This window comes from Escherichia sp. MOD1-EC5189, assembly GCF_002966045.1.
GTDB classification, from domain to species: domain Bacteria; phylum Pseudomonadota; class Gammaproteobacteria; order Enterobacterales; family Enterobacteriaceae; genus Escherichia; species Escherichia coli_F.
In genome coordinates, this window is the sequence record NZ_PTRX01000011.1 from 54,674 (window position 1) to 77,883 (window position 23,210).

Genomic DNA, 23,210 nt, shown 5'->3' on the forward strand with positions numbered 1-23,210 from the left:
TCATAACCCTGCTTTCAAACTTGCTTCGATAAATTGATCCAGGCTGCCGTCCAGCACGGCCTGCGTGTTGCGGGTTTCTACCCCGGTGCGCAGATCTTTAATGCGGGAGTCATCAAGGACATAAGAACGAATCTGGCTGCCCCAGCCGATATCAGATTTATTATCTTCCATCGCCTGTTTCTCGGCATTTTTCTTCTGCATCTCCAGTTCATAAAGCTTCGCTTTCATCTGCTTCATGGCCTGGTCTTTGTTCTTGTGCTGGGAACGGTCGTTCTGGCATTGGGTCACAATCCCGGTTGGGATGTGAGTAATACGCACCGCAGATTCGGTACGGTTAACGTGCTGACCACCCGCGCCGGATGCGCGATAAACGTCGATGCGCAGATCCGCCGGATTGATTTCGATATCGATATCATCATCGACTTCCGGGTAAACAAACGCGGAGCTGAACGACGTGTGGCGACGACCGCCGGAGTCAAACGGGCTCTTACGCACCAGGCGGTGAACGCCAGTTTCTGTACGCAGCCAGCCGTAAGCGTAATCGCCGGAGATTTTGATAGTCACGGATTTAATACCCGCCACTTCACCTTCCGACTCTTCGATAATTTCAGTTTTGAAACCACGCGATTCAGCCCAGCGCAGATACATACGCTCAAGCATGCTCGCCCAGTCCTGTGCTTCCGTACCGCCAGAACCTGCCTGAATATCGAGGTAGCAGTCGGCGCTATCATATTCGCCAGAGAACATACGACGGAACTCAAGCTGCGCCAGTTTTTCTTCCAGGGCGTCGAGTTCAGCAACGGCTTCGTTAAAGGTTTCTTCGTCGTCAGCTTCTACAGCCAGCTCCAGCAGACCAGAAACATCTTCCAGCCCCTGTTTCATTTGGTCGAGGGTGTCGACAACGGCTTCGAGGGAGGAACGCTCTTTACCCAGCGCCTGTGCGCGTTCGGGTTCGTTCCAGACATCCGGCTGTTCCAGCTCGGCGTTTACTTCTTCCAGACGCTCTTTCTTGGCGTCGTAGTCAAAGATACCCCCTAAGAACGTCGGAGCGTTCCGTGAGGTCCTGAATGCGATTATTTACCGGATTAATTTCAAACATGGTCTGATTTCTTTTATTGAGCTAGTCAAAATGCGGTGATAAGAGCGGGATTGTACCGAATCCACGCTCTTTTTTATAGATAATATGACGCTAAATTGGCCAGATATTGTCGATGATAATTTGCAGGCTGCGGTTGCCACGAAACTCGTTGATATCCAGCTTGTAAGCCAGTAGCACTTCGCGCACGCCGTTATCCGGCCAGAGGGCGGTATCGACATTAAAAGCAATACCGTCCAGCAGCGGACCGCCGCCGACCGGTTCGACCATGACTTTCAAATGACGTTCACCCACCAGTCGCTGTTGCAGCAGACGGAAATGACCGTCAAACAGCGGCTCCGGGAACATCTGCCCCCATGGGCCAGCATCGCGCAGCAGCTGCGCCACTTCCATGGTCATTTCGGCTGGGCTTAGCGGACCGTCTGACACCACTTCGCCTTGCAATAGCGAAGGGTCCAGCCACTCAGTAACCAGTTCGCCAAACCGTTGCTGAAAGAGTTCGAATTTATCCTCTTCCAGCGACAGGCCTGCCGCCATCGCATGACCGCCAAACTTCAGCATCATGCCGGGGTAGAGTGTGTCTAGCCGCTCCAGCGCATCACGCATATGCAGCCCCTGAATGGAGCGACCGGAACCTTTCAGCGTACCGTCACCCGCAGGCGCAAAAGCGATAACCGGACGGTGAAAACGCTCTTTAATACGCGAAGCCAGAATACCGACAACGCCCTGATGCCATTCCGGGTGATACATTGCCAGGCCGCCGGGTAGCGTGTCGCGGCTGCGCTCCAGTTTCTCGCACAGGGTCAGGGCTTCAACCTGCATTCCCTGTTCGATCTCTTTTCGCGTCTGGTTTAGCGCATCGAGTTCATTTGCCAGTACTCGCGCTTCGCCGATGTTGTCGCACAACAACAGCGCCACACCAACGGACATATCATCCAGTCTCCCGGCTGCATTGAGACGTGGCCCCAGCGCAAAACCTAAATCGCTGGCGGCGAGTTTTTGCGCATCGCGGTTGGCCACTTCCAGCAACGCTTTAATCCCTGGACGGCACTTTCCGGCACGGATGCGACTCATCCCCTGCCAGGTCAGAATGCGATTATTAGCATCCAGCGGCACGACGTCCGCCACTGTCCCCAACGCGACCAGATCCAGCAGTTCTGCCAGGTTAGGAATTGCGATGCCGCGCCCATCAAACCAGCCCTGATCACGCAAAAAGGTGCGCAGCGCCAGCATTAAATAAAACGCCACACCCACGCCTGCCAGTGATTTCGACGGGAAATTGCAGTCGCGCAAGTTAGGGTTAATGATCGCTTCCGCCGCGGGTAATGTTTCGCCCGGCAAATGGTGATCGGTAACAATAACCGGAATGCCCAACGATCGAGCATGTTCAACCCCCGCATGGGAGGAAATGCCGTTATCCACCGTGACAATTAACTGCGCGCCACGGGCATGGGCCTGATCGACCACTTCCGGGCTTAAGCCGTAACCATCTTCGAAACGGTTTGGTACCAGATAGTCGATATTGCTGCAACCAAGCGAACGCATCGCCAGCACGCTTAGAGCCGTGCTGGTGGCACCGTCGGCGTCGAAGTCACCGACCACCATAATCCGCGTTCCTTCGCGAAAAGCGTTGTAAAGGATCTCAACGGCCTTTTCGACGCCGCTCAGTTGCTGCCAGGGCAGCATACCTTTTACACTACGTTCCAGTTCTTGCGCACTGCGTACTCCCCGGCTGGCATATAAACGGCGCAGCAAGGGAGGCAATTCAGCGGGCAAGTCTGCCGTTTCATCGACTTCACGGCGACGAAGTTGTATCTGTTGTTTCACGCGAATTATTTACCGCTGGTCATTTTTTGGTGTTCGTCGAGGAATTCTTTCATCTCTTTCGGCGGCTGGTAACCCGGAACAAGTGTGCCATTGCTCAGCACAATTGCCGGAGTGCCACTAACGCCAAGCTGGACGCCAAGTGCGTAATGATCGGCAATATCGATATCGCAACTTGCCGGAGTGGCAGCTTTACCCGCCATCACATCATCAAATGCTTTCTTTTTATCTTTCGCACACCAGATGGCTTTCATTTGTTGCTCAGCCTGGCTCTCCAGCCCCTGGCGAGGGAAAGCAAGATAACGCACGGTGATCCCCAGCGCGTTGTAGTCTGCCATTTGCTCATGCAGTTTGTGGCAGTAACCACAGGTAATATCAGTAAACACGGTAATGACGTGTTTTTCCTGCGGCGCTTTATAAACGATCATCTCGTTTTCAAGCGCGTTCAGTTGCTTTAACAGCATCTTATTGGTGACATTGACCGGAGCCGTTCCGCTAACGTCATACATTGGCCCCTGAATGATATGTTTACCGTCATCGGTGATGTACAACACACCGCTGTTAGTCAGAACTGTCTTCATGCCAGCCACGGGTGCAGGCTGAATATCGCTGCTTTTGATGCCCATTTTGGCTAACGTCTGTTGAATTGCCGCGTCATCCGCCTGAGCAAAGCCTGAAAACGCCGCCAACAACGTAAATAACATAAAACCTTTCTTCATAAATCTTCCCGTTCTTTTCAGACATCACGCCCGCGGGTGATGCTGTTGATGAAGTTGCCGCAGACGCTCGGTAGCGACATGCGTATAAATTTGCGTGGTGGAGAGATCGCTGTGGCCCAGTAGCATCTGAACCACGCGTAAATCCGCACCATGATTTAATAAATGAGTGGCAAAGGCGTGACGCAACACATGCGGTGACAACTTTTCGCTGTCGATCCCCGCCAGCACAGCATAATGTTTAATGCGGTGCCAGAAGGTTTGTCTCGTCATCTGCTGCGCGCGCTGGCTGGGAAACAACACGTCAATTGACACACCGTTTAGCAACCACGGTCGCCCGTGTTCCAGATAAGTTTCCAGCCAGTAAACCGCCTCTTCACCTAACGGCACCAGGCGCTCTTTGTTGCCTTTACCAATGACCCGCACTACGCCCTGACGCAGGCTGATATCACTCATTGTCAGCCCGACCAGTTCAGAGACACGAAGCCCGGTAGCATACAACACTTCAAGCATGGCTTTATCGCGTAGCTCCAGTGGCTGATCAATTAATGGTGCCTGTAATAATCGTTCGACCTGCGCTTCGCTTAAATCTTTTGGCAAACGCTGGGGCAATTTCGGTGAAGCGAGATGCGCACTGGGATCGTCTTCACGAAACTTTTCGCGATAAAGATACTGGAACAATCGACGCACTGCACTCAGCAAACGCGCTGAGCTGGTGGCTTTATACCCGCCCTCCAGCCGTTCTGCCAGTAATGCCTGCAAATCGTCACTTTGCGCCGTCGCCAGCGTCAACCCGCGGTGATGCAACCACTCCACCATCATTGACAGATCGCGACGGTATGCGTTCAACGTATTTTCAGCCAGATTTTTTTCCAGCCACAGAGCATCAAGAAACTGCTCGATGCGTGCCAGATCCTGTTTCACTTGCGCCCCTTATGGTCACTCATTTGATCCATTATGCCTTATTGTGCCGTGACTAAAGCGATTCTGATACACTAGCCGCAAAAGCCACAGCAGAATCGAGAAGCTTACGTTATGAATATGGGTCTTTTTTATGGTTCCAGCACCTGTTATACCGAAATGGCGGCAGAAAAAATCCGCGATATTATCGGCCCAGAACTGGTGACCTTACATAACCTCAAGGACGACTCCCCGAAATTAATGGAGCAGTACGATGTGCTCATTCTGGGTATCCCGACCTGGGATTTTGGCGAAATCCAGGAAGACTGGGAAGCTGTTTGGGATCAGCTCGACGACCTGAATCTCGAAGGTAAAATTGTTGCGCTGTATGGGCTTGGCGATCAACTGGGGTACGGCGAGTGGTTCCTCGATGCGCTCGGCATGCTGCATGACAAACTCTCGACCAAAGGCGTGAAGTTCGTCGGCTACTGGCCAACGGAAGGATATGAGTTTACCAGCCCGAAACCGGTGATTGCTGACGGGCAACTGTTCGTGGGTCTGGCGCTGGACGAAACTAATCAGTATGACCTTAGCGACGAGCGTATTCAGAACTGGTGCGAGCAAATCCTCAACGAAATGGCAGAGCATTACGCCTGATGTCACTGACGGCTTAGCGCACAGGCTTTGCCGTCATCTTTATCTTTGCGTCTCTTGTTGCAACAAAATCCGCCGTAAATCCCGCCATTCGGCTTCGTCCATGCTGTCGGCTGCCAGCCATAAATGTTGCCGTTTACCGCTGTCAGAACGTAAACGCAGCATCATGCCGCTCTTAATCATCCACGGCGCTTTGACGATGCTCCACTCCTGCCCTTGCCAACGCAAACGCCCGTCCATCAACAGGCGAATTTCCCCCTGGCGGGCATTAATGCGTCGCTGGCTGCGAACGCAATCAAACACCACCAGCGAAAGTAACACCATCCATAACGGAGTGTAACTTAACGGCCAGGGCATGAGTAAAATAACAGCGGCAACCAGCCCATGAATCAGCAAGGAAAGCCACTGCGCGCGCCAGGAGACGCGTAAATCAGATTGCCACAGGACCACGTTCCCGATTCCGTGTCTGGATGAGTCGGACCATCATTTCCAGTTCTGCATCGGCCGGTTTACCATGATTCATCAGCCAGTTGAACAGATCGGGATCGTCACATTCCAGCAGACGAATAAAGATGCGTTTTTCGTCATCACTTAAGCTGTCGTACTCATGTTCGAAAAACGGCATGATTGAAATATCGAGTTCGCGCATACCACGGCGGCATGCCCAGTGAATGCGGGCTTTGTTATTAATGTCCATCTTCTTCCTGTCTCACGAAAATCCAGTACCAGGCTATTGTAACGTGTTTTTCGACTTCTTTTGCGGGAATATCAGTAAACACAATCGCGATCGCGAAATTAACCCACAATATTTCAAGGGATTCATTTTTTTGGAAGTCGCCTCGCAAAGCATATCAGAAGGCACAGATCGCGTAGTGAAAGCACTTGCATTGCCTCATAGCTCTTTTACCATTAGTCATTAATACGCCGTTAAGCAACTCAGGACTCTATTATGGCTTTTACACCTTTTCCTCCCCGTCAGCCTACGGCTTCTGCCCGTTTGCCACTGACGCTGATGACGCTTGATGACTGGGCGCTAGCCACTATTACTGGCGCGGACAGCGAAAAATATATGCAGGGTCAAGTGACAGCAGATGTCAGCCAGATGACAGAAGATCAGCACCTGCTCGCCGCCCATTGCGACGCCAAAGGCAAAATGTGGAGCAATTTACGTCTGTTCCGCGACGGCGACGGCTTTGCGTGGATTGAACGGCGCAGCGTGCGCGAGTCGCAACTGACTGAACTGAAAAAATATGCGGTGTTCTCTAAAGTGACCATCGCGCCAGACGATGAACGTGTGCTGCTTGGTGTTGCCGGTTTTCAGGCGCGCGCCGCGCTGGCAAATCTCTTTAGTGAACTGCCTACGAAAGAAAAACAGGTAGTTAAAGAAGGCGCGACCACTTTGCTATGGTTTGAACACCCGGCAGAACGTTTCCTGATCGTAACCGATGAAGCTACCGCCAATACGCTGACCGATAAACTGCGCGGTGAAGCGGAACTGAACAATAGCCAACAGTGGCTGGCATTAAACATTGAAGCGGGTTTTCCGGTGATTGATGCCGCCAACAGCGGGCAGTTTATCCCACAGGCGACCAACCTCCAGGCGCTGGGCGGCATCAGCTTTAAAAAAGGCTGCTATACCGGACAAGAGATGGTGGCACGAGCTAAATTCCGCGGTGCCAACAAACGCGCCCTCTGGCTGCTGGCAGGTAGCGCCAGCCGACTGCCGGAAGCGGGTGAAGATTTAGAGCTGAAAATGGGCGAGAACTGGCGTCGTACCGGTACGGTGCTGGCTGCGGTAAAACTGGAAGATGGTCAGGTCGTGGTACAGGTCGTCATGAATAACGATATGGAACCGGACAGCATCTTCCGCGTACGCGACGATATGAATACATTGCATATCGAGCCGCTGCCGTATTCGCTCGAAGAGTAGCGTTAACAGCCAAAGGAAAATTGATCATGGACGATAATAGTAACGTTAGCGCATGCGAACATTTACTCGCGAATCCCGAAAGCGATTATTATTGGTACTTTACGAGGAAGGGTCCCGAGTCCTTTCTTCTGTGTGAGGCGTGCCGTAAAGACGTCACCCACGAAGGCGTAAAATTAAATGTCAGGCGTATTGGGCAGGATGAGCTTAAGTTAATCAATCAGGAGGGATATCTTGACGGTGTTTCTGGTGAAATCACTGTTCACGAATGCCCGGTATCTCATTTACCTCCTGTTCGCTTTATAGAACTTTCCGGCACTCCCGTGTTAACCATGACTGCACTGCCGGACAGGTACTGGTTGCTCTACAGTGCCTCTCATGAGCTGGCTATTTTCGACCCGGACACCGGGCTCCGAAAAACGCTGATGTCAGTCTCGCTACCCGAAGAAACGGACGAGGCATGGTGCAATCGGCATCTTACGCCCCGCCTGCATTGCGATCCATCCGGGCGTTTCGCGGCGTTAGTTCATGATTATGGGCGCTACGGCCTTGTTATCGATCTGCTGGAAAAGCGCATCACTATGACGCTGGATGGCGGAGACTATCACCCGGAAACCGTTCCTTTCTCGCTAAGTTTTATCATTCATAATGAACGCCCCGTGATAATTCACCGCACAGCATGGAACCGTCTGGATGCCTCCGATCCTGAAACGGGCCGTTTACTGACTGCACGGGGTCCGACAACCTACCAGAGCGGTGAAGAACAGCCAGCGCATTATCTCGATTATTTTCACGGAGGTCTTTATCTCTCACCATCAGGTACCTGGATGCTTGATGATGGCTGGGTATGGAGTCCCGTTGGCGTGCTTGCCCACTTCGAACCTGAAAATTGGCTTTCTGGTAACGTCTGGGAAACTGAAGATAAAGTCCGGGCGCAAAATTTTCCCCTCCAGCGGGAAGACTGGGATATTGGCATTGGCTGGATAAATGATGAGCAATACGTAATTCAGGTGCTTCTTTCCGATCAGACAACTGCAAAAAACCAGGTTGCCTTTCTTTGTCATATTTCCTCTGACGAGATTACGCCCATTGCGGGAGCCGGTGGACGATTTTTTTCCGATGGCATCCATCTGTTTTCAGCCAATGCGGAGGGACTGTCTGTCTGGGATATAGAACAAGGATCACGGGCAGGTTTAATTGCCGGATTTTCGCCGACATTCAGTCATCCATGGCGCCGCGAGCTGGCGCAGATAAGTAGCAAAGGGATTTTATGCTGGCAGTGGCCAGATACGTCGCATTAACAAATCTTTCAGGAAAGAAAGAGAATGATCTACATATTTGTCGATTTTGAAGGTTTTAAGATTTGGTTTGAGGTAGATGAAGAAGGAACGGCATTACGTCAGGTAACTATTGAGGAGTCCAGCGGAAAAATTGATGTTTCATGTTTGGGACCCTACCTGGCCGATCAGTATGTTGATACACATAATGATTGCGAAATCATTACCTGCGAGCAATTCGAGTCTGTGTGGCAAGAAGCCACCGCAGTTGAACGTGAAAAATGGCACGAAGAGAAACTGAAGTATGTTCCCGGAATGGCTATACAAGCCACCATTCAGTACTTTTACCCACAAGGGACTATCTGCCGCATTGGCGATCGCTTGTTCTGTGCCAATATAAAAACGTCCTATTTACACGGTGTCAGTTTAGGGCCAGGAGCAAACATTCTCGGCGCGATTGCAGGTTATGATGAGCCAAATATGTGGATTTTGCTTGATAACTGCCAAAATGCTTAATCCCCAGCCTGACACGGCTGGGGTAAATTATTACGCCTGCCCAATATACAAATAGATCGCCAGAAAGTGGCACACGCTGCCGCCGAGCACAAAGCCGTGCCAGATGGCATGGTTGTAGGGAATGCGTTTGCAGACGTAGAAAATCACCCCGAGCGAGTAAACCACGCCGCCTACTGCCAGTAAGGTAACGCTGCCCGCCGCGAGCTTAACGGCCATTTCATAAATCACCACCAGCGACAGCCAGCCCATCGCCAGATAAGTCACCAGAGATAAAATTTTGAATCGGTGCGCGATGGTCAGCTTGAACAGAATCCCCAACAGCGCCAGGCTCCAGATAACAATCATCAACCCGCGCGCTAACGGAGAATCCAACCCCACCAGCAAAAAAGGCGTATAGGTTCCGGCAATCAACAGATAAATAGCGCAGTGGTCAAATTTCTTCAGCCACATTTTTGCCCGTTGATGAGGAATGGCGTGATACAGCGTCGAAGCGAGGAACAGCAGGATCATACTGCCGCCATAGAGGCTGTAACTGGTTATCGCTGTGGCGCTGGCATTGAGATCCACCGCCTGAACCAGTAGCAACACCAGCCCAACGATACCAAACACCAGCCCAATGCCGTGACTGACGCTGTTGGCAATTTCCTCTGCCAGCGAATATCCCTGCTTAATGAGGGGCTTCTGAACCATAACTTACTCCGGAGAAACGTACACGCACGTGAACACTTCTCCAGCGTAACTGAGAATAGTTCCAGTGAACACCTGTTAGCTAAAATAAATTCTGATTTGAGACTAATCTCCGAAAAATCATGAAATTAAATGCGAAATTTCAACTAACAGGCGTGAGTTCAATTTAAAGGCATTTAAATTCAATCACATAAAACTGTGTCTGGCCGGGATAGATATCGGCAATGACCTTTTTCAGATCAGTCAGGGGCATATTTTCCTGCTCTGCATGTTTTTCCGTCAGTGTATCCAGCGTTACGGTTGAGGTTGCAGTGACTTCAATCGTGCAAAAATAACCGTCATCTTCAAAGCGCCCGACACGAAGCACATCACCCGTTTTGAAGTGCGATTCAGACTCGTCGCGGATGGTGATGGTTTTACGCCCAGCCAGAATGTCATCCTGGAAACGTTGAAAAAAAGTGATGTCGTTTGGCTGCATGGTACTATTTCCTGTAAGAATTGACTCATCTGGAGCCTATGATAGTGAAAAAACTCACCTTACCGAAAGATTTCTTATGGGGCGGCGCAGTTGCCGCTCATCAGGTCGAAGGCGGCTGGAACAAAGGCGGCAAAGGGCCGAGCATTTGTGACGTTCTGACCGGTGGCGCACACGGCGTGCCGCGCGAAATCACCAAAGAAGTCTTGCCAGGAAAATACTATCCAAACCATGAAGCCGTTGATTTTTATGGTCACTACAAGGAAGACATCAAGCTATTTGCCGAAATGGGCTTCAAATGTTTTCGTACATCCATCGCCTGGACGCGCATTTTCCCAAAAGGTGATGAAGCTCAGCCAAACGAAGAAGGGCTGAAGTTCTACGATGATATGTTCGATGAACTGCTGAAATACAACATCGAACCGGTGATCACCCTCTCCCACTTTGAAATGCCGCTGCATCTGGTGCAGCAATACGGTAGCTGGACCAACCGTAAAGTGGTTGATTTCTTTGTCCGTTTCGCACAAGTGGTATTTGAACGTTATAAGCATAAAGTCAAATACTGGATGACCTTCAACGAAATTAACAACCAGCGTAACTGGCGTGCACCGCTGTTCGGTTACTGCTGCTCCGGCGTGGTGTATACCGAACATGAAAACCCGGAAGAGACGATGTATCAGGTGCTGCATCACCAGTTTGTCGCCAGCGCCCTGGCGGTGAAAGCCGCGCGTCGCATTAACCCGGAGATGAAAGTCGGCTGTATGCTGGCGATGGTGCCGCTCTATCCTTACTCCTGTAACCCGGACGATGTGATGTTCGCTCAGGAGTCGATGCGCGAACGCTACGTCTTTACCGATGTGCAGCTACGCGGCTATTACCCGTCCTATGTGTTGAACGAGTGGGAGCGTCGCGGATTTAACATCAAAATGGAAGAAGGCGATCTCGATGTACTGCGTGAAGGCACCTGCGATTATCTTGGTTTCAGCTATTACATGACCAACGCAGTGAAAGCCGAAGGCGGCACCGGCGATGCGATCTCTGGTTTTGAAGGCAGCGTACCGACCCCTTATGTTAAGGCTTCGGACTGGGGCTGGCAGATTGATCCGGTGGGTCTGCGTTACGCACTTTGCGAACTGTATGAGCGTTACCAGAAGCCGCTGTTTATTGTCGAAAACGGTTTTGGCGCTTACGACAAAGTGGAAGAAAATGGCAGCATCAACGACGACTACCGCATTGATTACCTGCGAGCTCATATTGAAGAGATGAAAAAGGCGGTGACTTACGATGGCGTGGATCTGATGGGCTACACGCCGTGGGGTTGCATCGACTGCGTGTCGTTCACCACCGGGCAGTACAGCAAACGCTACGGCTTTATCTATGTGAATAAACATGACGACGGTACTGGCGATATGTCGCGTTCACGTAAGAAGAGCTTTAACTGGTACAAAGAGGTGATTGCCAGCAACGGCGAGAAGCTTTAAGTCGATGAAGTACCGGATGCAATACTCGTTGCATCCGGTCAGATAACTGTCCTGTTTTATTTCCCGCCCGCCAAATCGATAAAACTTCCCGTAACATAAGAGGCTTTATCACTTAACAGCCAGACGATGGCCTGCGCGACCTCTTCCGCCTGTCCGCCACGCTGCATGGGGATGTTCGACTTAACGCGATCAACGCGTCCAGGTTCGCCACCGCTGGCGTGCATTTCGGTATAAATAAACCCTGGCCGCACGCCGTTAACGCGGATCCCCTGCGCGGCAACTTCCAGCGATAGTCCGGTGGTTAACGTATCAATCGCCCCTTTCGATGCCGCATAATCAACGTATTCCCCCGGAGATCCCAGCCGTGAGGCCACTGAAGAGACGTTGACGATAGCACCGCCATTACCGCCATTTTTAAGCGCCATGCGTTTTACCGCCTCGCGGCAACAGAGAAAATATCCCGTCACATTGGTGGAAAGTACCCGGTTGATTCGCTCTGCGGTAAGGTTTTCTACGGTGCACTGGGTAAACAAGATCCCGGCGTTATTGACCAGCGCGGCTAGCGGTTCATCGTGCTGATCGATTGCTGTAAACATTGCGATGACCTGATTTTCGTCGCTGATATCCGCCTGGAGCGCAAACGCTTTGCCACCTGCTTCAGTTATTAAGTTCACAACTTCCTGCGCTGCGTGGCGGTTTTGCTGATAATTAACCGCCACCGTATATCCTTCTTGCGCCAACAGTAATGCAGTTGCCCGCCCGATGCCACGACTGCCACCGGTCACAAGTGCTATAGTCATTTGTTTTCCTAAAAAAATAAAGGCGCCGAAGCGCCTTTCAAATTATTGATGACAAAGTGCTTTTATTATGCCGGATGCGGCGTGAACGCCTTATCCAGCCTACAAAATCGTGCAAATTCAATACATTGCACAGACTATGTAGGCCTGATAAACGAGGTGTATCAGGCAATGTTGAGTTTGACATCAGTGTCAAAGGCGCCGAAGCGCCTTTAGAAGATAGTCGGATCAGTAAATTACTGGTATTCGCTAATCGGTACGCAGGAGCAGAACAGGTTACGGTCGCCATAAACATCATCCAGACGTTTCACTGTCGGCCAGTATTTGTCTGCCACGCCTGCCGGGAATACTGCAACTTCACGGCTGTACGGATGCGCCCACTCGGCGACCAGTTCGCTCTGAATGTGCGGCGCGTTCACCAGCGGGTTATCTTCCAGCGGCCAGACACCGGCTTTCACCTGGTCGATTTCTGCGCGGATAGACAGCATCGCATCGATAAAACGATCCAGTTCCACTTTGCTTTCAGATTCAGTCGGTTCAACCATCAGCGTCCCCGCCACCGGGAACGACATAGTCGGCGCGTGGAAACCATAGTCGATCAGGCGCTTGGCAATATCCAGCTCGCTGATGCCGGTTTCTTCTTTCAACGGACGAATATCAAGAATACATTCATGCGCCACGCGACCGTCGCGACCGGTATACAGCACCGGGAAGGCATCCTGCAGGCGGCTGGCAATATAGTTGGCGTTGAGGATTGCCACCTGGCTTGCTTTTTTCAGCCCTTCTGCGCCCATCATGCGGATGTACATCCAGCTAATTGGCAGAATAGAAGCGCTACCGAACGGTGCCGCAGAAACCGCGCCCTGACGGGTTAACATGCCTTCGATTTGCACCACGCTATGACCCGGAACAAACGGTGCCAAATGCGCTTTCACGCCGATCGGTCCCATACCCGGACCACCACCGCCGTGCGGAATGCAGAAAGTTTTATGCAGGTTAAGGTGCGAAACGTCCGCGCCAATAAAGCCCGGCGAAGTGATGCCAACCTGGGCGTTCATGTTCGCGCCATCAAGGTAAACCTGACCGCCGAACTTATGCACGATTTCACACACTTCACGGATCGTTTCTTCGTACACGCCGTGGGTGGAAGGATAGGTCACCATAATGCAGGAGAGATTATCGCCCGCCTGCTCCGCTTTCGCGCGCAGGTCAGTCAGATCGATGTTGCCGTTTTTATCACACGCCACAACCACCACCTGCATTCCTGCCATATGCGCGGAAGCCGGGTTAGTGCCATGCGCAGAAGCCGGGATCAGGCAGATATCGCGATGCCCTTCGTTGCGGCTTTCATGATAATGACGAATCGCCAGCAGCCCCGCGTATTCGCCCTGAGCGCCAGAGTTCGGCTGCATACAGACGGCGTCGTAACCGGTCAGTTTCACCAGCCAGTCAGCCAGTTGGGCGATCATCTGCTGATAACCTTCGGCCTGTTCCGGCGGGCAGAACGGGTGCAGTTCGGCAAATTCCGGCCAGGTGATTGGGATCATCTCGGCGGCGGCGTTCAGTTTCATGGTGCAGGAACCCAGCGGGATCATCGCCTGATTCAGCGCCAGATCTTTACGCTCCAGCGAGTGCATATAGCGCATCATTTCGGTTTCGCTGTGGTAGCGATTAAACACCGGATGGGTGAGAATTTCGTCATCGCGCAGCATTGCAGGCTGAATAGAACGGCTGTCGTGAGCCACGTCTTTGTCCAGCGTGTCGATGTCCAGTCCGTGATTATCGCCCAGCAGTACGCTGAAAAGCTGCATCACGTTTTCGCGCGTGGTGGTTTCATCAAGGGTGATCCCCACCGCATTCAAAATATCGCTACGTAGGTTGATTTCAGCCGCTTCGGCACGCGCCAGCACGCCCGCTTTGTCGGCCACTTCCACACACAAAGTATCGAAATAGTGCGCATGGCGCAGCTTCAGACCTTTTTGTTGCAGGCCCGCCGCCAGGATATCGGTCAGACGGTGGATGCGATTAGCGATACGTTTCAGGCCAACCGGGCCGTGATAAACGGCATACAGGCTGGCGATGTTTGCCAGCAGTACCTGGGAAGTACAAATGTTGGAGTTCGCTTTCTCACGGCGAATATGTTGCTCGCGAGTCTGCATCGCCATGCGCAGCGCGGTATTGCCCGCAGCATCTTTCGATACACCAATAATACGGCCCGGCATTGAGCGTTTGTATTCATCTTTCGCCGCAAAGAATGCCGCATGTGGGCCACCGTAGCCCATCGGTACGCCAAAGCGTTGCGCCGAACCAAAGACAATATCCGCGCCCTGTTTACCCGGTGCAGTTAACAGCACCAGCGCCATAATATCGGCGGCGACGCTGACTACAATTTTGCGTGATTTCAGTTCGCTGATAAGCGCAGTGTAGTCGTGAATTTCACCGGTAGTGCCAACCTGCTGTAACAGCACGCCGAAGACGTCCTGGTGATCGAGAACTTTTTGCGCATCGTCGACAATCACTTCAAAACCAAAGGTTTCTGCGCGTGTACGTACTACATCTAAGGTTTGCGGATGCACGTCAGAAGCAACGAAGAAGCGGTTGGCATTTTTCAGTTTACTGACGCGTTTTGCCATCGCCATTGCTTCGGCGGCAGCGGTGGCTTCATCCAACAAAGAAGCAGAGGCCATATCCAGCCCGGTCAAATCCAGCGTTACCTGCTGGAAGTTAAGCAGTGCTTCAAGGCGGCCCTGGGAGACTTCAGGTTGATACGGAGTATACGCGGTATACCAGCCCGGATTTTCCAGCATGTTACGCAGGATAACCGGCGGTAGCTGCACGGCGGTGTAACCCATGCCGATGTAAGACGTGAAGCGTTTATTGCGACTGGCAATAGCCTTGAGTTCCGCCAGCGCGGCGTATTCGGTCGCCGGTGCGCCAACCTGCGGTGGTATCGCAAGCTGAATATCTTTCGGCACAATCTGGCCGGTCAGCGCGTTTAACGATTGTGCGCCAACGGCATTCAGCATTTCTTGCTGTTGCGCGGCGTCCGGTCCGATATGGCGTTCAATAAAAGCGCCGCTGTTTTCAAGCTGGCTTAACGTCTGTGTCATGAGCGATGGTTCCTGAAACGTGCAGTGAATTGTGAACCTCTCTCCTTGCGAAGAGAGTGAGGGTGAGGCGTAAATGTTCCTCACCCTAATCCTCTTCCGCAGAAGAGGAATAAAGCCGTTACTCGTCTTCTAACAATGCTTCGTATGCGGTCGCATCCAGCAGTGAATCCAGTTCGCTTTCATCGCTGGCTTTGATTTTGAAGATCCAGCCGCCTGCATACGGTTCGCTGTTCACCAGTTCCGGAGAATCGCTCAGTGCGTCGTTTACCGCCACGATTTCACCGCTTACTGGCGCATAAATGTCTGACGCCGCTTTTACCGATTCGGCAACCGCGCAGTCATCGCCCGCGCTTACCGTTGCGCCCACTTCCGGCAGGTCAACAAACACCATATCGCCTAACAGCTCCTGAGCGTGCTCAGTGATGCCAACAGTGTAAGTGCCGTCGGCTTCTTTACGCAGCCATTCGTGTTCTTTGCTGTATTTCAGTTCTGCTGGTACGTTGCTCATCAATCAATCTCCAAAAAGTAAATCACGCGACGGCTTTGCCGTTACGCACAAAAACAGGTTTCGTCACTTTTACCGGCATTTCACGGTTGCGAATTTGCACAATCGCCGTTTCGCCAATACCTTCCGGCACGCGTGCCAGCGCAATGCTGTAACCCAACGTCGGGGAGAAAGTACCGCTGGTGATAATGCCTTCATGCTGATTGCCCTGCGCATCGGTAAAACGTACCGGCAGTTCATTACGCAGCACGCCTTTTTCGGTCATCACCAGACCAACCAGTTTTTCTGTGCCATGTTCACGCTGCGCTTCCAGAGCTTCACGACCGATAAAGTCACGATCAGCCGGTTCCCAGGCGATGGTCCAGCCCATGTTGGCGGCTAAAGGAGAAATGGTTTCGTCCATCTCCTGACCATAAAGATTCATACCCGCTTCCAGACGCAGCGTGTCACGCGCGCCCAGACCGCAGGGCTTAACGCCCGCTTCCACCAGCGCTCGCCAGAAATCCGCCGCTTTTTCATTGGGCAGCGCAATTTCGTAGCCCGCTTCACCGGTATAACCGGTGGTGGCAATAAACAGATCGCCCGCCTGCACGCCAAAGAAGGGTTTCATCCCTTCCACCGCCTGACGCTGAGCATCATTAAACAGTGTGGCAGCTTTTGCCTGCGCATTCGGCCCTTGTACGGCAATCATGGAGAGGTCATCACGAACGGTAATTTCGATGCCGAAAGGTTCAGCGTGTTGGGTAATCCAGGAGAGGTCTTTTTCGCGGGTGGCGGAGTTAACAACGAGGCGGAAGAAATCTTCAGTAAAGTAGTAAACGATGAGGTCATCTATCACACCGCCAGAGGCATTCAACATCCCCGAGTAGAGGGCTTTGCCGCTTTTGGTGAGCTTCGCCACATCGTTCGCCAGCAGATAACGCAGAAACTCCCGGGTGCGACTGCCGCGAAGATCGACGATGGTCATATGTGACACATCAAACATTCCGGCATCGGTACGTACCGCATGATGTTCGTCGATTTGCGAACCGTAATGCAGCGGCATCATCCAGCCGTGGAAATCCACCATGCGAGCGCCGCAAAGCGTGTGTTGTTCGTACAAAGGAGTCTGTTGTGCCATCTTGTCCTCATTGAATAAGCGGGGCTGACAACTTTTCCATGGCGAAATTATCACCACGAAACCCAGCATCGGAGCCACTCCCGGTCCCCAACGCAATCGTTCTCTTTTGCCTGAACTTACCACCGAAACAGACTGTTAACCATAAGGTAAAATTGATCATCACATTAGCTTATGGTTAAAAAACGCCAGAATAGCAACAGAATAAAAAACCAAAAAATATTCCACTTTCTATACAAAGATGATGTGATGAGGGAATTAATTTGAATAAGGCAATATTAAGAACTGAAAAAATGTCAAAAAACACTAAATCAAAAATTAGTGACATTAGAAAATATAATGCGAAAACGGAGGTGAAATTAGTTTATTTCAAATGAGGAAAATCTCCCGGCGAAAAAACCGGGAGATGAAAGTGTGATGGGTATCAAATAAACAGCAGAAGAGAAATTTTTAGTGCAGCCATTCAGGCAAATCGTTTAATCCCATTGCCTGACGGATAAGTTGTGGTTTAACGCCAGGAAGCGTGTCGGCCAGTTTCAGGCCAATATCACGCAGCAGTTTTTTCGCCGGATTAGCCCCGGAAAACAGATCGCGGAATCCCTGCATACCTGCCAGCATCAGCGCCGCACTGTGCTTGCGGCTACGCTCATAGCGACGCAGGTAAATGTACTGCCCGATGTCTTTACCCTGACGATGCAACCGTTTCAGTTCAGCAATCAGCTCTGCAGCATCCATAAAGCCGAGATTCACCCCCTGCCCCGCCAACGGGTGAATGGTATGCGCGGCGTCGCCCACCAGCGCCAGACGGTGCGCGGCAAACTGGCGCGCATAACGCCCAGTCAGCGGGAACACCAGGCGTTCACTCTCAACCTTGCATAAGCCCAGGCGATTATCAAAAGCGATATTTAACTCGCGATTAAATTCGTCTTCACCTGCCTGCTGCATCCGCAGTGCTTCCTCTGGGGACAGTGACCAGACAATTGAGCAAAGATGCGGATCGCTAAGCGGCAAAAAGGCCAGAATGCCTTCGCCATGAAAAACCTGTCGCGCCACCGCATCATGCGGTTCTTCCGTGCGAATGGTCGCCACCAGCGCGTGATGCTGATAATCCCAGAAAGTCAGCGGAATATCGGCTTTGTTGCGCAACCAGGAATTAGCGCCGTCTGCGCCAATCACCAGACGCGCCGTTAACATGCTGCCGTCTTTCAGCGTCAGGAAGGTTTCGTTCTCTCCCCAGGCGACCTGCTGTAATTCTGCAGGGGCTAACAGGCTGATATCTGAGGACTGCTGTGCTTTGTTCCACAGCGCGTAATGAATGACTGAATTTTCAACGATATGCCCAAGATGGCTATAGCCCATGTTTTGATCGTCAAACGAAATGTGACCAAAGCTGTCTTTGTCCCACACTTCCATGCCGTGATAACAGCTGGCCCTACGAGAGAGAATGTCCTGCCAGACGCCAAGACGAGTCAGTAATTTTTCGCTGGCGGCATTGATAGCCGAAACGCGCAGTTGTGGTGGTGCATCCGCCGCCAGAGGTTCCGGTACGCGCTGCTCCAGTACGGCAACGCGTAAGCCGCTCCCCTGTAAGCCGCAGGCAACCGCCAGCCCCACCATGCCGCCGCCGACAATGGCTACATCAACACTTTGCATTGTTTATTCCTTAAAACCGCCTTCAACGCGCCACCCAACCGAGGGTGCGCTGCGCCAGCACATCGCGTGCCGGAGTGAATAATTCCATTGCCATCAGCCCGATGTTGCGCCCGACAACCAGCGGCGTCCAACGGTTGGCAAAAAGATGTACAAGGCTGTCCGTGACGCCGATGGTTGCTTCTCGATCGCTCTGCCGACGCTGCCGATAACGGCACAATACGCCGTAATCACCGATGTCATCTTCACGTGCCTGAGCCTGAGTCAGCGTTTCCGCAAGGCTCATCACATCTCGCATACCGAGGTTGAACCCTTGCCCGGCAATCGGGTGCAGAGTTTGCGCCGCATTGCCCACCAGCACGGTACGATGGGTAACAGGTCTGGCGGCGCGGGTTAACGCCAGCGGGTAAGCACTGCGTTTACCAGCGTGGGTAATTTTCCCAAGTCGCCAACCAAAGGCCGACTGGAGTTCACGGCAAAACGTCTCGTCGCTCCACGACAGCACCTCTTCGCGCCGTTCCAGTGGATGACACCAGACCAGCGAACAGCGTCCGTCAGACATCGGCAACATCGCCAGCGGGCCATGTTGCGTAAAGCGTTCAAAAGCGCGCCCTTCGTGCGCAACGGAAGTCGCAACGTTAGCAATCACAGCCAGTTGTTCGTAAGGCTCCTGCTGCCAGTCAACGCCGCACGCGGTGGCTAACGCGGAATGGGTGCCATCAGCGGCTACCAGCACGCAGCCCGTCAGCGTCTCGCCACTCTCCAGCGTCACTTCAACGTGACTCTGAGCACGGGCAACGTTAGCCACGCGATCAGGGCAATGCAGCGTTACGCCAGGTGCTTTGCGCAGCAATGCAAACAGCCGTTGCCCGACATTATGCAATTCGACAACCTGCCCCAGCGCCGCCAGTTGGTAATCTTCTGCGGCGAGGGTGACGAATCCGGCATGACCACGATCGCTGACATGCACGCTGGTGATGGCGGTTGCGCAATCAGCCAGAGATTGCCAGACGCCGATGCGCGCCAGTTGCTGACAAGTACCCGCCGCCAGCGCAATAGCTCGTCCATCAAAGCCCGGATGAGCATGTGACTCTGGCGCAGTCGCTTCAATCAAATGTACCGGCAGCGCCCCGTGACTTAACCGGGAAATAGCCAGCGCCAGCGTCGCGCCCGCCATGCCGCCACCGACGATGATTACGCTCATTGCTTTCTCGCAGATGCCATCAACGCTTCGATTTCTTCCGGCTTTTTCACCACGCTGGCGGTGAGGTTTTCGTTACCGGTTTCGGTAATCACGATGTCGTCTTCAATACGAATGCCGATACCGCGATATTGTTCTGGCACTTCTGCATCCGGCGCAATATACAGCCCCGGCTCTACGGTCAGTACCATGCCCGGTTCCAGAATGCGCGAGCGATCCTGGCCATAAACGCCAACGTCATGGACATCCAGTCCTAACCAGTGGCTAAGGCCATGCATAAAGAAAGGACGATGGGCGTTCTGAGCGATCAGTTCATCAACATCACCTTTCAGGATGCCGAGTTTTACCAGGCCGCTAACCATGATGCGCACCACTTCACCAGTGACTTCCTGAATGGACGTTCCCGGACGATACAGCCGCAGGCTGGTTTCAAGAGACTCCAGCACAATGTCGTAGATTTCACGCTGGGCCTGGGTGAATTTGCCGTTGACCGGGAAGGTGCGGGTAATATCGCCCGCGTAACCTTTGTATTCACAACCCGCGTCAATCAACACCAGGTCACCGTCGCGCAGTTCACTCTCGTTTTCGGTGTAGTGCAGAATGCAGCCGTTTTCACCGCTGCCGACAATGGTGTTATAGGAAGGATAGCGCGCACCGTGGCGGTTAAATTCGTGGTGAATTTCGCCTTCCAGGTGGTACTCGAACATTCCCGGACGGCATTTTTCCATCGCCCGGGTATGCGCCAGGGCGGTGATTTCCCCCGCGCGGCGAAGTACGGCAATCTCTTCTGGTGATTTGAACAGGCGCATTTCATGAACAATGGGACGCCAGTCGATCATCGTTGCCGGGGCGGTGAGATTCTGTCGCGAACCTTTACGCAGTTTTTCCAGCGCGCTGTTCACGATTTCATCAGCATATGCATATTCGCCCTGGGCGTGGTACACCACATCCAGACCATTAAGTAGTTGATAAAGTTGCTGATTGATTTCGCTGAATGCCAGTGCGCGGTCAACGCCCAGTTTCTCTGGCGCGGCATCCTGGCCTAGGCGACGACCAAACCAGATCTCTGCCGTCAGGTCGCGAACGCGGTTAAACAAAACGCTGTGGTTATGAGTGTCGTCGCTTTTAATCAGCACCAGCACCGCTTCCGGTTCGTTAAAGCCGGTGAAGTACCAGAAGTCACTGTTCTGACGATAGGGGTATTCGCTGTCGGCGCTACGGGTCACTTCTGGTGCCGCGAAAATCAGCGCGGCGCTGCCAGGTTGCATTTGCTCTACCAGGGCCTGACGGCGTCGCTGAAATTCTTGCCGGGATATCTCACTCATAACACTCTCCTTACGTTTTTTGTTTTTAGTGTAGAGTCGGTTTTTGTACTTCTGGCGCGGTCGGTTGCGGATGAGTAAAGGTGTCGTGGCATAACAGCGCGGCAACACGGACGTACTCGATGATCTCTTCAAGCGACATTTCCAGCTCTTCCTGATCTTCGTCTTCGTCGTAGCCCAGCTGCGCGATGTTACGCAGATCGTCGATGGCTTCACCGGTTTCGCCGGTCACTTTGTCCAGCTTCGGTTGCGTAACGCCAAGACCAAGCAGGAAGTGATTGACCCAACCTGCCAGCGCATCAGCACGATCGAAAACACTGACATCATCGCCATCAGGCAGATAAAGCTGAAAAAGGAAGCCGTCATCCTGCAGGGCATCGCTGGTAGCAGAGTGCATTTTGCGCAATGCCTGTGCCAGCTCATGACCGAAAGCCATGCCTTCGTTCGTCAGGTCGTGAAGCAGTGGCAGCCATGAGCTGTCATCGTTACCACCACATATCATCCCACTGATTAAACCATGCATCTCAGCAGGGGTCAGACCCGTCCCTTGTTGGTTCAGATACTGGTTCATTTCGTTGTAACCAGGCATTTCGTTCTGTATAGACATAAGCATTCGTCGTCAAAGGGAGGAATATTCATGATATGCTACCACTTTGGGCCCTGGTGGACCAGAAAAGGGCTTGTCTCTTCTCATCAGGGTAGCTATAGTGTCGCCCCTTCGCAGACCATGGGTCTAAAGACGAAGGCAGCGCAGTCAATCAGCAGGAAGGTGGCATGTCTGCACAACCCGTCGATATCCAAATTTTTGGCCGTTCACTGCGTGTGAACTGCCCGCCTGACCAAAGGGATGCGTTGAATCAGGCAGCGGACGATCTGAACCAACGGTTGCAAGATCTGAAAGAACGCACTAGAGTCACAAATACTGAACAGTTGGTCTTCATTGCCGCATTGAATATCAGCTATGAGTTAGCGCAAGAAAAAGCGAAGACTCGTGACTACGCGGCAAGTATGGAACAGCGTATTCGGATGCTGCAGCAGACCATAGAACAAGCGTTACTTGAACAAGGTCGCATCACCGAAAAAACTAACCAAAACTTTGAATGACACTTTTCGGTTTACTGTGGTAGAGTAACCGTGAAGACAAAATTTCTCTGAGATGTTCGCAAGCGGGCCAGTCCCCTGAGCCGATATTTCATACCACAAGAATGTGGCGCTCCGCGGTTGGTGAGCATGCTCGGTCCGTCCGAGAAGCCTTAAAACTGCGACGACACATTCACCTTGAACCAAGGGTTCAAGGGTTACAGCCTGCGGCGGCATCTCGGAGATTCCCTTCTTATCTGGCACCAGCCATGACGCAACTACCAGAAATCCCACTGACATTATCTCGACAAGAAATCCGCAAAATGATTCGGCAACGTCGTCGTGCGTTAACGCCGAAACAACAGCAAGAAATGGGTCAACAAGCTGCTACCCGGATGATGACTTATCCCCCGGTGGTGATGGCGCATACGGTCGCTGTATTCCTCTCTTTTGATGGCGAACTCGACACCCAGCCACTCATAGAACAACTCTGGCGCGCCGGTAAGCGCGTATATCTTCCAGTTTTGCATCCCTTTAGTGCCGGTAATTTGCTGTTCCTGAATTACCATCCGCAAAGCGAACTGGTGATGAACAGGTTGAAGATCCATGAGCCAAAACTGGATGTGCGTGACGTGCTACCCCTTTCCCGATTAGACGTGTTGATCACACCGCTGGTCGCCTTTGATGAGTACGGTCAGCGCCTGGGAATGGGCGGTGGTTTTTATGATCGGACCTTACAAAACTGGCAGCGCTATCAAATGCAACCGGTGGGTTATGCGCATGATTGTCAGTTGGTGGAAAAACTCCCCGTTGAAGAGTGGGATATCCCACTTCCTGCGGTGGTTACACCGTCGAAAGTCTGGGAGTGGTAAGGG

24 protein-coding genes and 1 other RNA gene are annotated in these 23,210 nt (G+C 52.4%); 9 read left to right on the forward strand and 16 right to left on the reverse strand.

The features are described from left to right. The 4 genes from prfB to xerD all read right to left on the reverse strand — a co-directional run bounded on the left by prfB (nucleotide 1) and on the right by xerD (nucleotide 4,560). Nucleotides 1-1,099, reverse strand: a protein-coding gene (gene prfB / locus ATB02_RS11705; RefSeq protein ID WP_001701073.1) for a peptide chain release factor 2 whose coding sequence is annotated in 2 segments (ribosomal slippage) — nucleotides 1-1,023 and nucleotides 1,025-1,099 — 1,098 coding nt in all. Because the reading frame shifts where the segments join, the coding sequence is not laid out codon by codon here. Nucleotides 1,100-1,189: 90 nt separating this feature from the next. Next, nucleotides 1,190-2,923: a single-stranded-DNA-specific exonuclease RecJ gene (recJ, locus tag ATB02_RS11710; protein WP_105271613.1), complete on the reverse strand. Its 1,734-nt coding sequence runs from the start codon at nucleotides 2,921-2,923 to the stop codon at nucleotides 1,190-1,192. A gap of 5 nt (nucleotides 2,924-2,928) precedes the next feature. Then, entirely contained in the window at nucleotides 2,929-3,639 is a 711-nt protein-coding gene (gene dsbC, locus ATB02_RS11715; RefSeq protein WP_046076902.1) for a bifunctional protein-disulfide isomerase/oxidoreductase DsbC, read from the reverse strand. Nucleotides 3,640-3,663: 24 nt separating this feature from the next. Beyond that, a complete protein-coding gene (xerD, locus tag ATB02_RS11720; protein ID WP_000806638.1) occupies nucleotides 3,664-4,560 on the reverse strand; it encodes a site-specific tyrosine recombinase XerD in 897 nt (298 codons plus the stop codon). Between the two features lie 111 nt (nucleotides 4,561-4,671). Between xerD and fldB the strand changes: the two genes are divergently transcribed. Continuing rightward, nucleotides 4,672-5,193 (forward strand): flavodoxin FldB, encoded by a 522-nt coding sequence (gene fldB / locus ATB02_RS11725; RefSeq protein ID WP_001055872.1) that lies wholly within the window; start codon nucleotides 4,672-4,674, stop codon nucleotides 5,191-5,193. Nucleotides 5,194-5,232: 39 nt separating this feature from the next. On the opposite strand, the gene ATB02_RS11730 is transcribed toward fldB, so the two are convergent. Both ATB02_RS11730 and sdhE read right to left on the reverse strand, forming a co-directional pair. After that, complete coding sequence (locus ATB02_RS11730; RefSeq protein WP_000244781.1) at nucleotides 5,233-5,640, reverse strand: protein YgfX; 408 nt, start codon at nucleotides 5,638-5,640, stop codon at nucleotides 5,233-5,235. After that, entirely contained in the window at nucleotides 5,621-5,887 is a 267-nt protein-coding gene (gene sdhE / locus ATB02_RS11735) for an FAD assembly factor SdhE (RefSeq protein WP_000354046.1), read from the reverse strand. The genes ATB02_RS11730 and sdhE overlap by 20 nt, the downstream gene beginning before the upstream one ends. A 252-nt stretch (nucleotides 5,888-6,139) precedes the next feature. Between sdhE and ygfZ the strand changes: the two genes are divergently transcribed. The 3 genes from ygfZ to ATB02_RS11755 are packed head-to-tail and all read left to right on the forward strand — an operon-like array spanning nucleotide 6,140 to nucleotide 8,910. Further along, nucleotides 6,140-7,120 carry a tRNA-modifying protein YgfZ gene (ygfZ, locus tag ATB02_RS11745; RefSeq protein WP_105271614.1) on the forward strand — a complete coding sequence of 327 codons (981 nt, stop codon included), beginning with the start codon at nucleotides 6,140-6,142 and terminating at the stop codon, nucleotides 7,118-7,120. Between the two features lie 26 nt (nucleotides 7,121-7,146). Next, nucleotides 7,147-8,418, forward strand: coding sequence for a hypothetical protein (locus ATB02_RS11750; protein WP_105271615.1), 1,272 nt, complete (start codon nucleotides 7,147-7,149; stop codon nucleotides 8,416-8,418). A gap of 24 nt (nucleotides 8,419-8,442) precedes the next feature. Further along, nucleotides 8,443-8,910 (forward strand): hypothetical protein, encoded by a 468-nt coding sequence (locus ATB02_RS11755; RefSeq protein ID WP_105271616.1) that lies wholly within the window; start codon nucleotides 8,443-8,445, stop codon nucleotides 8,908-8,910. Nucleotides 8,911-8,940: 30 nt separating this feature from the next. Here the strand turns inward: ATB02_RS11755 and trhA are convergent, their stop codons facing one another. After that, entirely contained in the window at nucleotides 8,941-9,600 is a 660-nt protein-coding gene (gene trhA / locus ATB02_RS11760) for a PAQR family membrane homeostasis protein TrhA (protein ID WP_000250274.1), read from the reverse strand. A gap of 163 nt (nucleotides 9,601-9,763) precedes the next feature. Next, nucleotides 9,764-10,075 (reverse strand): N(4)-acetylcytidine aminohydrolase, encoded by a 312-nt coding sequence (gene yqfB, locus ATB02_RS11765; protein WP_065227583.1) that lies wholly within the window; start codon nucleotides 10,073-10,075, stop codon nucleotides 9,764-9,766. A 44-nt stretch (nucleotides 10,076-10,119) separates the two neighbouring features. Here yqfB and bglA point away from each other — a divergent pair, with 44 nt between their 5' ends. Continuing rightward, the gene (bglA, locus tag ATB02_RS11770) at nucleotides 10,120-11,553 is read left to right on the forward strand and encodes a 6-phospho-beta-glucosidase BglA (RefSeq protein WP_157945207.1); all 1,434 of its coding nucleotides are present in this window, start codon (nucleotides 10,120-10,122) and stop codon (nucleotides 11,551-11,553) included. A gap of 56 nt (nucleotides 11,554-11,609) precedes the next feature. Here bglA and ATB02_RS11775 read toward each other — a convergent pair whose 3' ends face one another. The 4 genes from ATB02_RS11775 to gcvT form a co-directional block, all read right to left on the reverse strand. Next, entirely contained in the window at nucleotides 11,610-12,353 is a 744-nt protein-coding gene (locus ATB02_RS11775; protein ID WP_105271618.1) for an SDR family oxidoreductase, read from the reverse strand. Nucleotides 12,354-12,586: 233 nt separating this feature from the next. Further along, nucleotides 12,587-15,460 carry an aminomethyl-transferring glycine dehydrogenase gene (gene gcvP / locus ATB02_RS11780; RefSeq protein ID WP_105271619.1) on the reverse strand — a complete coding sequence of 958 codons (2,874 nt, stop codon included), beginning with the start codon at nucleotides 15,458-15,460 and terminating at the stop codon, nucleotides 12,587-12,589. A gap of 118 nt (nucleotides 15,461-15,578) precedes the next feature. Next, nucleotides 15,579-15,968 carry a glycine cleavage system protein GcvH gene (gene gcvH, locus ATB02_RS11785; RefSeq protein ID WP_002461349.1) on the reverse strand — a complete coding sequence of 130 codons (390 nt, stop codon included), beginning with the start codon at nucleotides 15,966-15,968 and terminating at the stop codon, nucleotides 15,579-15,581. A 22-nt stretch (nucleotides 15,969-15,990) separates the two neighbouring features. Continuing rightward, entirely contained in the window at nucleotides 15,991-17,085 is a 1,095-nt protein-coding gene (gene gcvT, locus ATB02_RS11790; RefSeq protein ID WP_000068700.1) for a glycine cleavage system aminomethyltransferase GcvT, read from the reverse strand. A gap of 290 nt (nucleotides 17,086-17,375) precedes the next feature. Here gcvT and ATB02_RS26105 point away from each other — a divergent pair, with 290 nt between their 5' ends. Beyond that, nucleotides 17,376-17,459: a hypothetical protein gene (locus ATB02_RS26105; protein ID WP_123059846.1), complete on the forward strand. Its 84-nt coding sequence runs from the start codon at nucleotides 17,376-17,378 to the stop codon at nucleotides 17,457-17,459. 73 nt (nucleotides 17,460-17,532) lie between these two features. Here ATB02_RS26105 and ubiI read toward each other — a convergent pair whose 3' ends face one another. From ubiI to ygfB, 4 genes are read right to left on the reverse strand one after another with little or no spacing between them, the layout of a single operon-like run. Next, nucleotides 17,533-18,735 carry an FAD-dependent 2-octaprenylphenol hydroxylase gene (gene ubiI, locus ATB02_RS11795; RefSeq protein ID WP_105271620.1) on the reverse strand — a complete coding sequence of 401 codons (1,203 nt, stop codon included), beginning with the start codon at nucleotides 18,733-18,735 and terminating at the stop codon, nucleotides 17,533-17,535. A gap of 22 nt (nucleotides 18,736-18,757) precedes the next feature. Next, entirely contained in the window at nucleotides 18,758-19,936 is a 1,179-nt protein-coding gene (gene ubiH, locus ATB02_RS11800; RefSeq protein ID WP_105271621.1) for a 2-octaprenyl-6-methoxyphenyl hydroxylase, read from the reverse strand. Continuing rightward, a complete protein-coding gene (gene pepP, locus ATB02_RS11805; RefSeq protein ID WP_105271622.1) occupies nucleotides 19,933-21,258 on the reverse strand; it encodes a Xaa-Pro aminopeptidase in 1,326 nt (441 codons plus the stop codon). The genes ubiH and pepP overlap by 4 nt, the downstream gene beginning before the upstream one ends. A 25-nt stretch (nucleotides 21,259-21,283) precedes the next feature. Beyond that, nucleotides 21,284-21,862: a UPF0149 family protein YgfB gene (ygfB, locus tag ATB02_RS11810; protein WP_001295378.1), complete on the reverse strand. Its 579-nt coding sequence runs from the start codon at nucleotides 21,860-21,862 to the stop codon at nucleotides 21,284-21,286. Between the two features lie 167 nt (nucleotides 21,863-22,029). On the opposite strand from ygfB, the gene zapA reads away from it, so the two are divergent. The 3 genes from zapA (at nucleotide 22,030) to ATB02_RS11830 (ending at nucleotide 23,207) form a co-directional block, all read left to right on the forward strand. Then, nucleotides 22,030-22,359 carry a cell division protein ZapA gene (zapA, locus tag ATB02_RS11820; protein ID WP_001276008.1) on the forward strand — a complete coding sequence of 110 codons (330 nt, stop codon included), beginning with the start codon at nucleotides 22,030-22,032 and terminating at the stop codon, nucleotides 22,357-22,359. 41 nt (nucleotides 22,360-22,400) lie between these two features. Beyond that, nucleotides 22,401-22,584: non-coding RNA, 6S RNA (gene ssrS / locus ATB02_RS11825), on the forward strand. A gap of 20 nt (nucleotides 22,585-22,604) precedes the next feature. Continuing rightward, entirely contained in the window at nucleotides 22,605-23,207 is a 603-nt protein-coding gene (locus tag ATB02_RS11830; protein ID WP_000192740.1) for a 5-formyltetrahydrofolate cyclo-ligase, read from the forward strand. Nucleotides 23,208-23,210 lie beyond the last annotated feature (3 nt).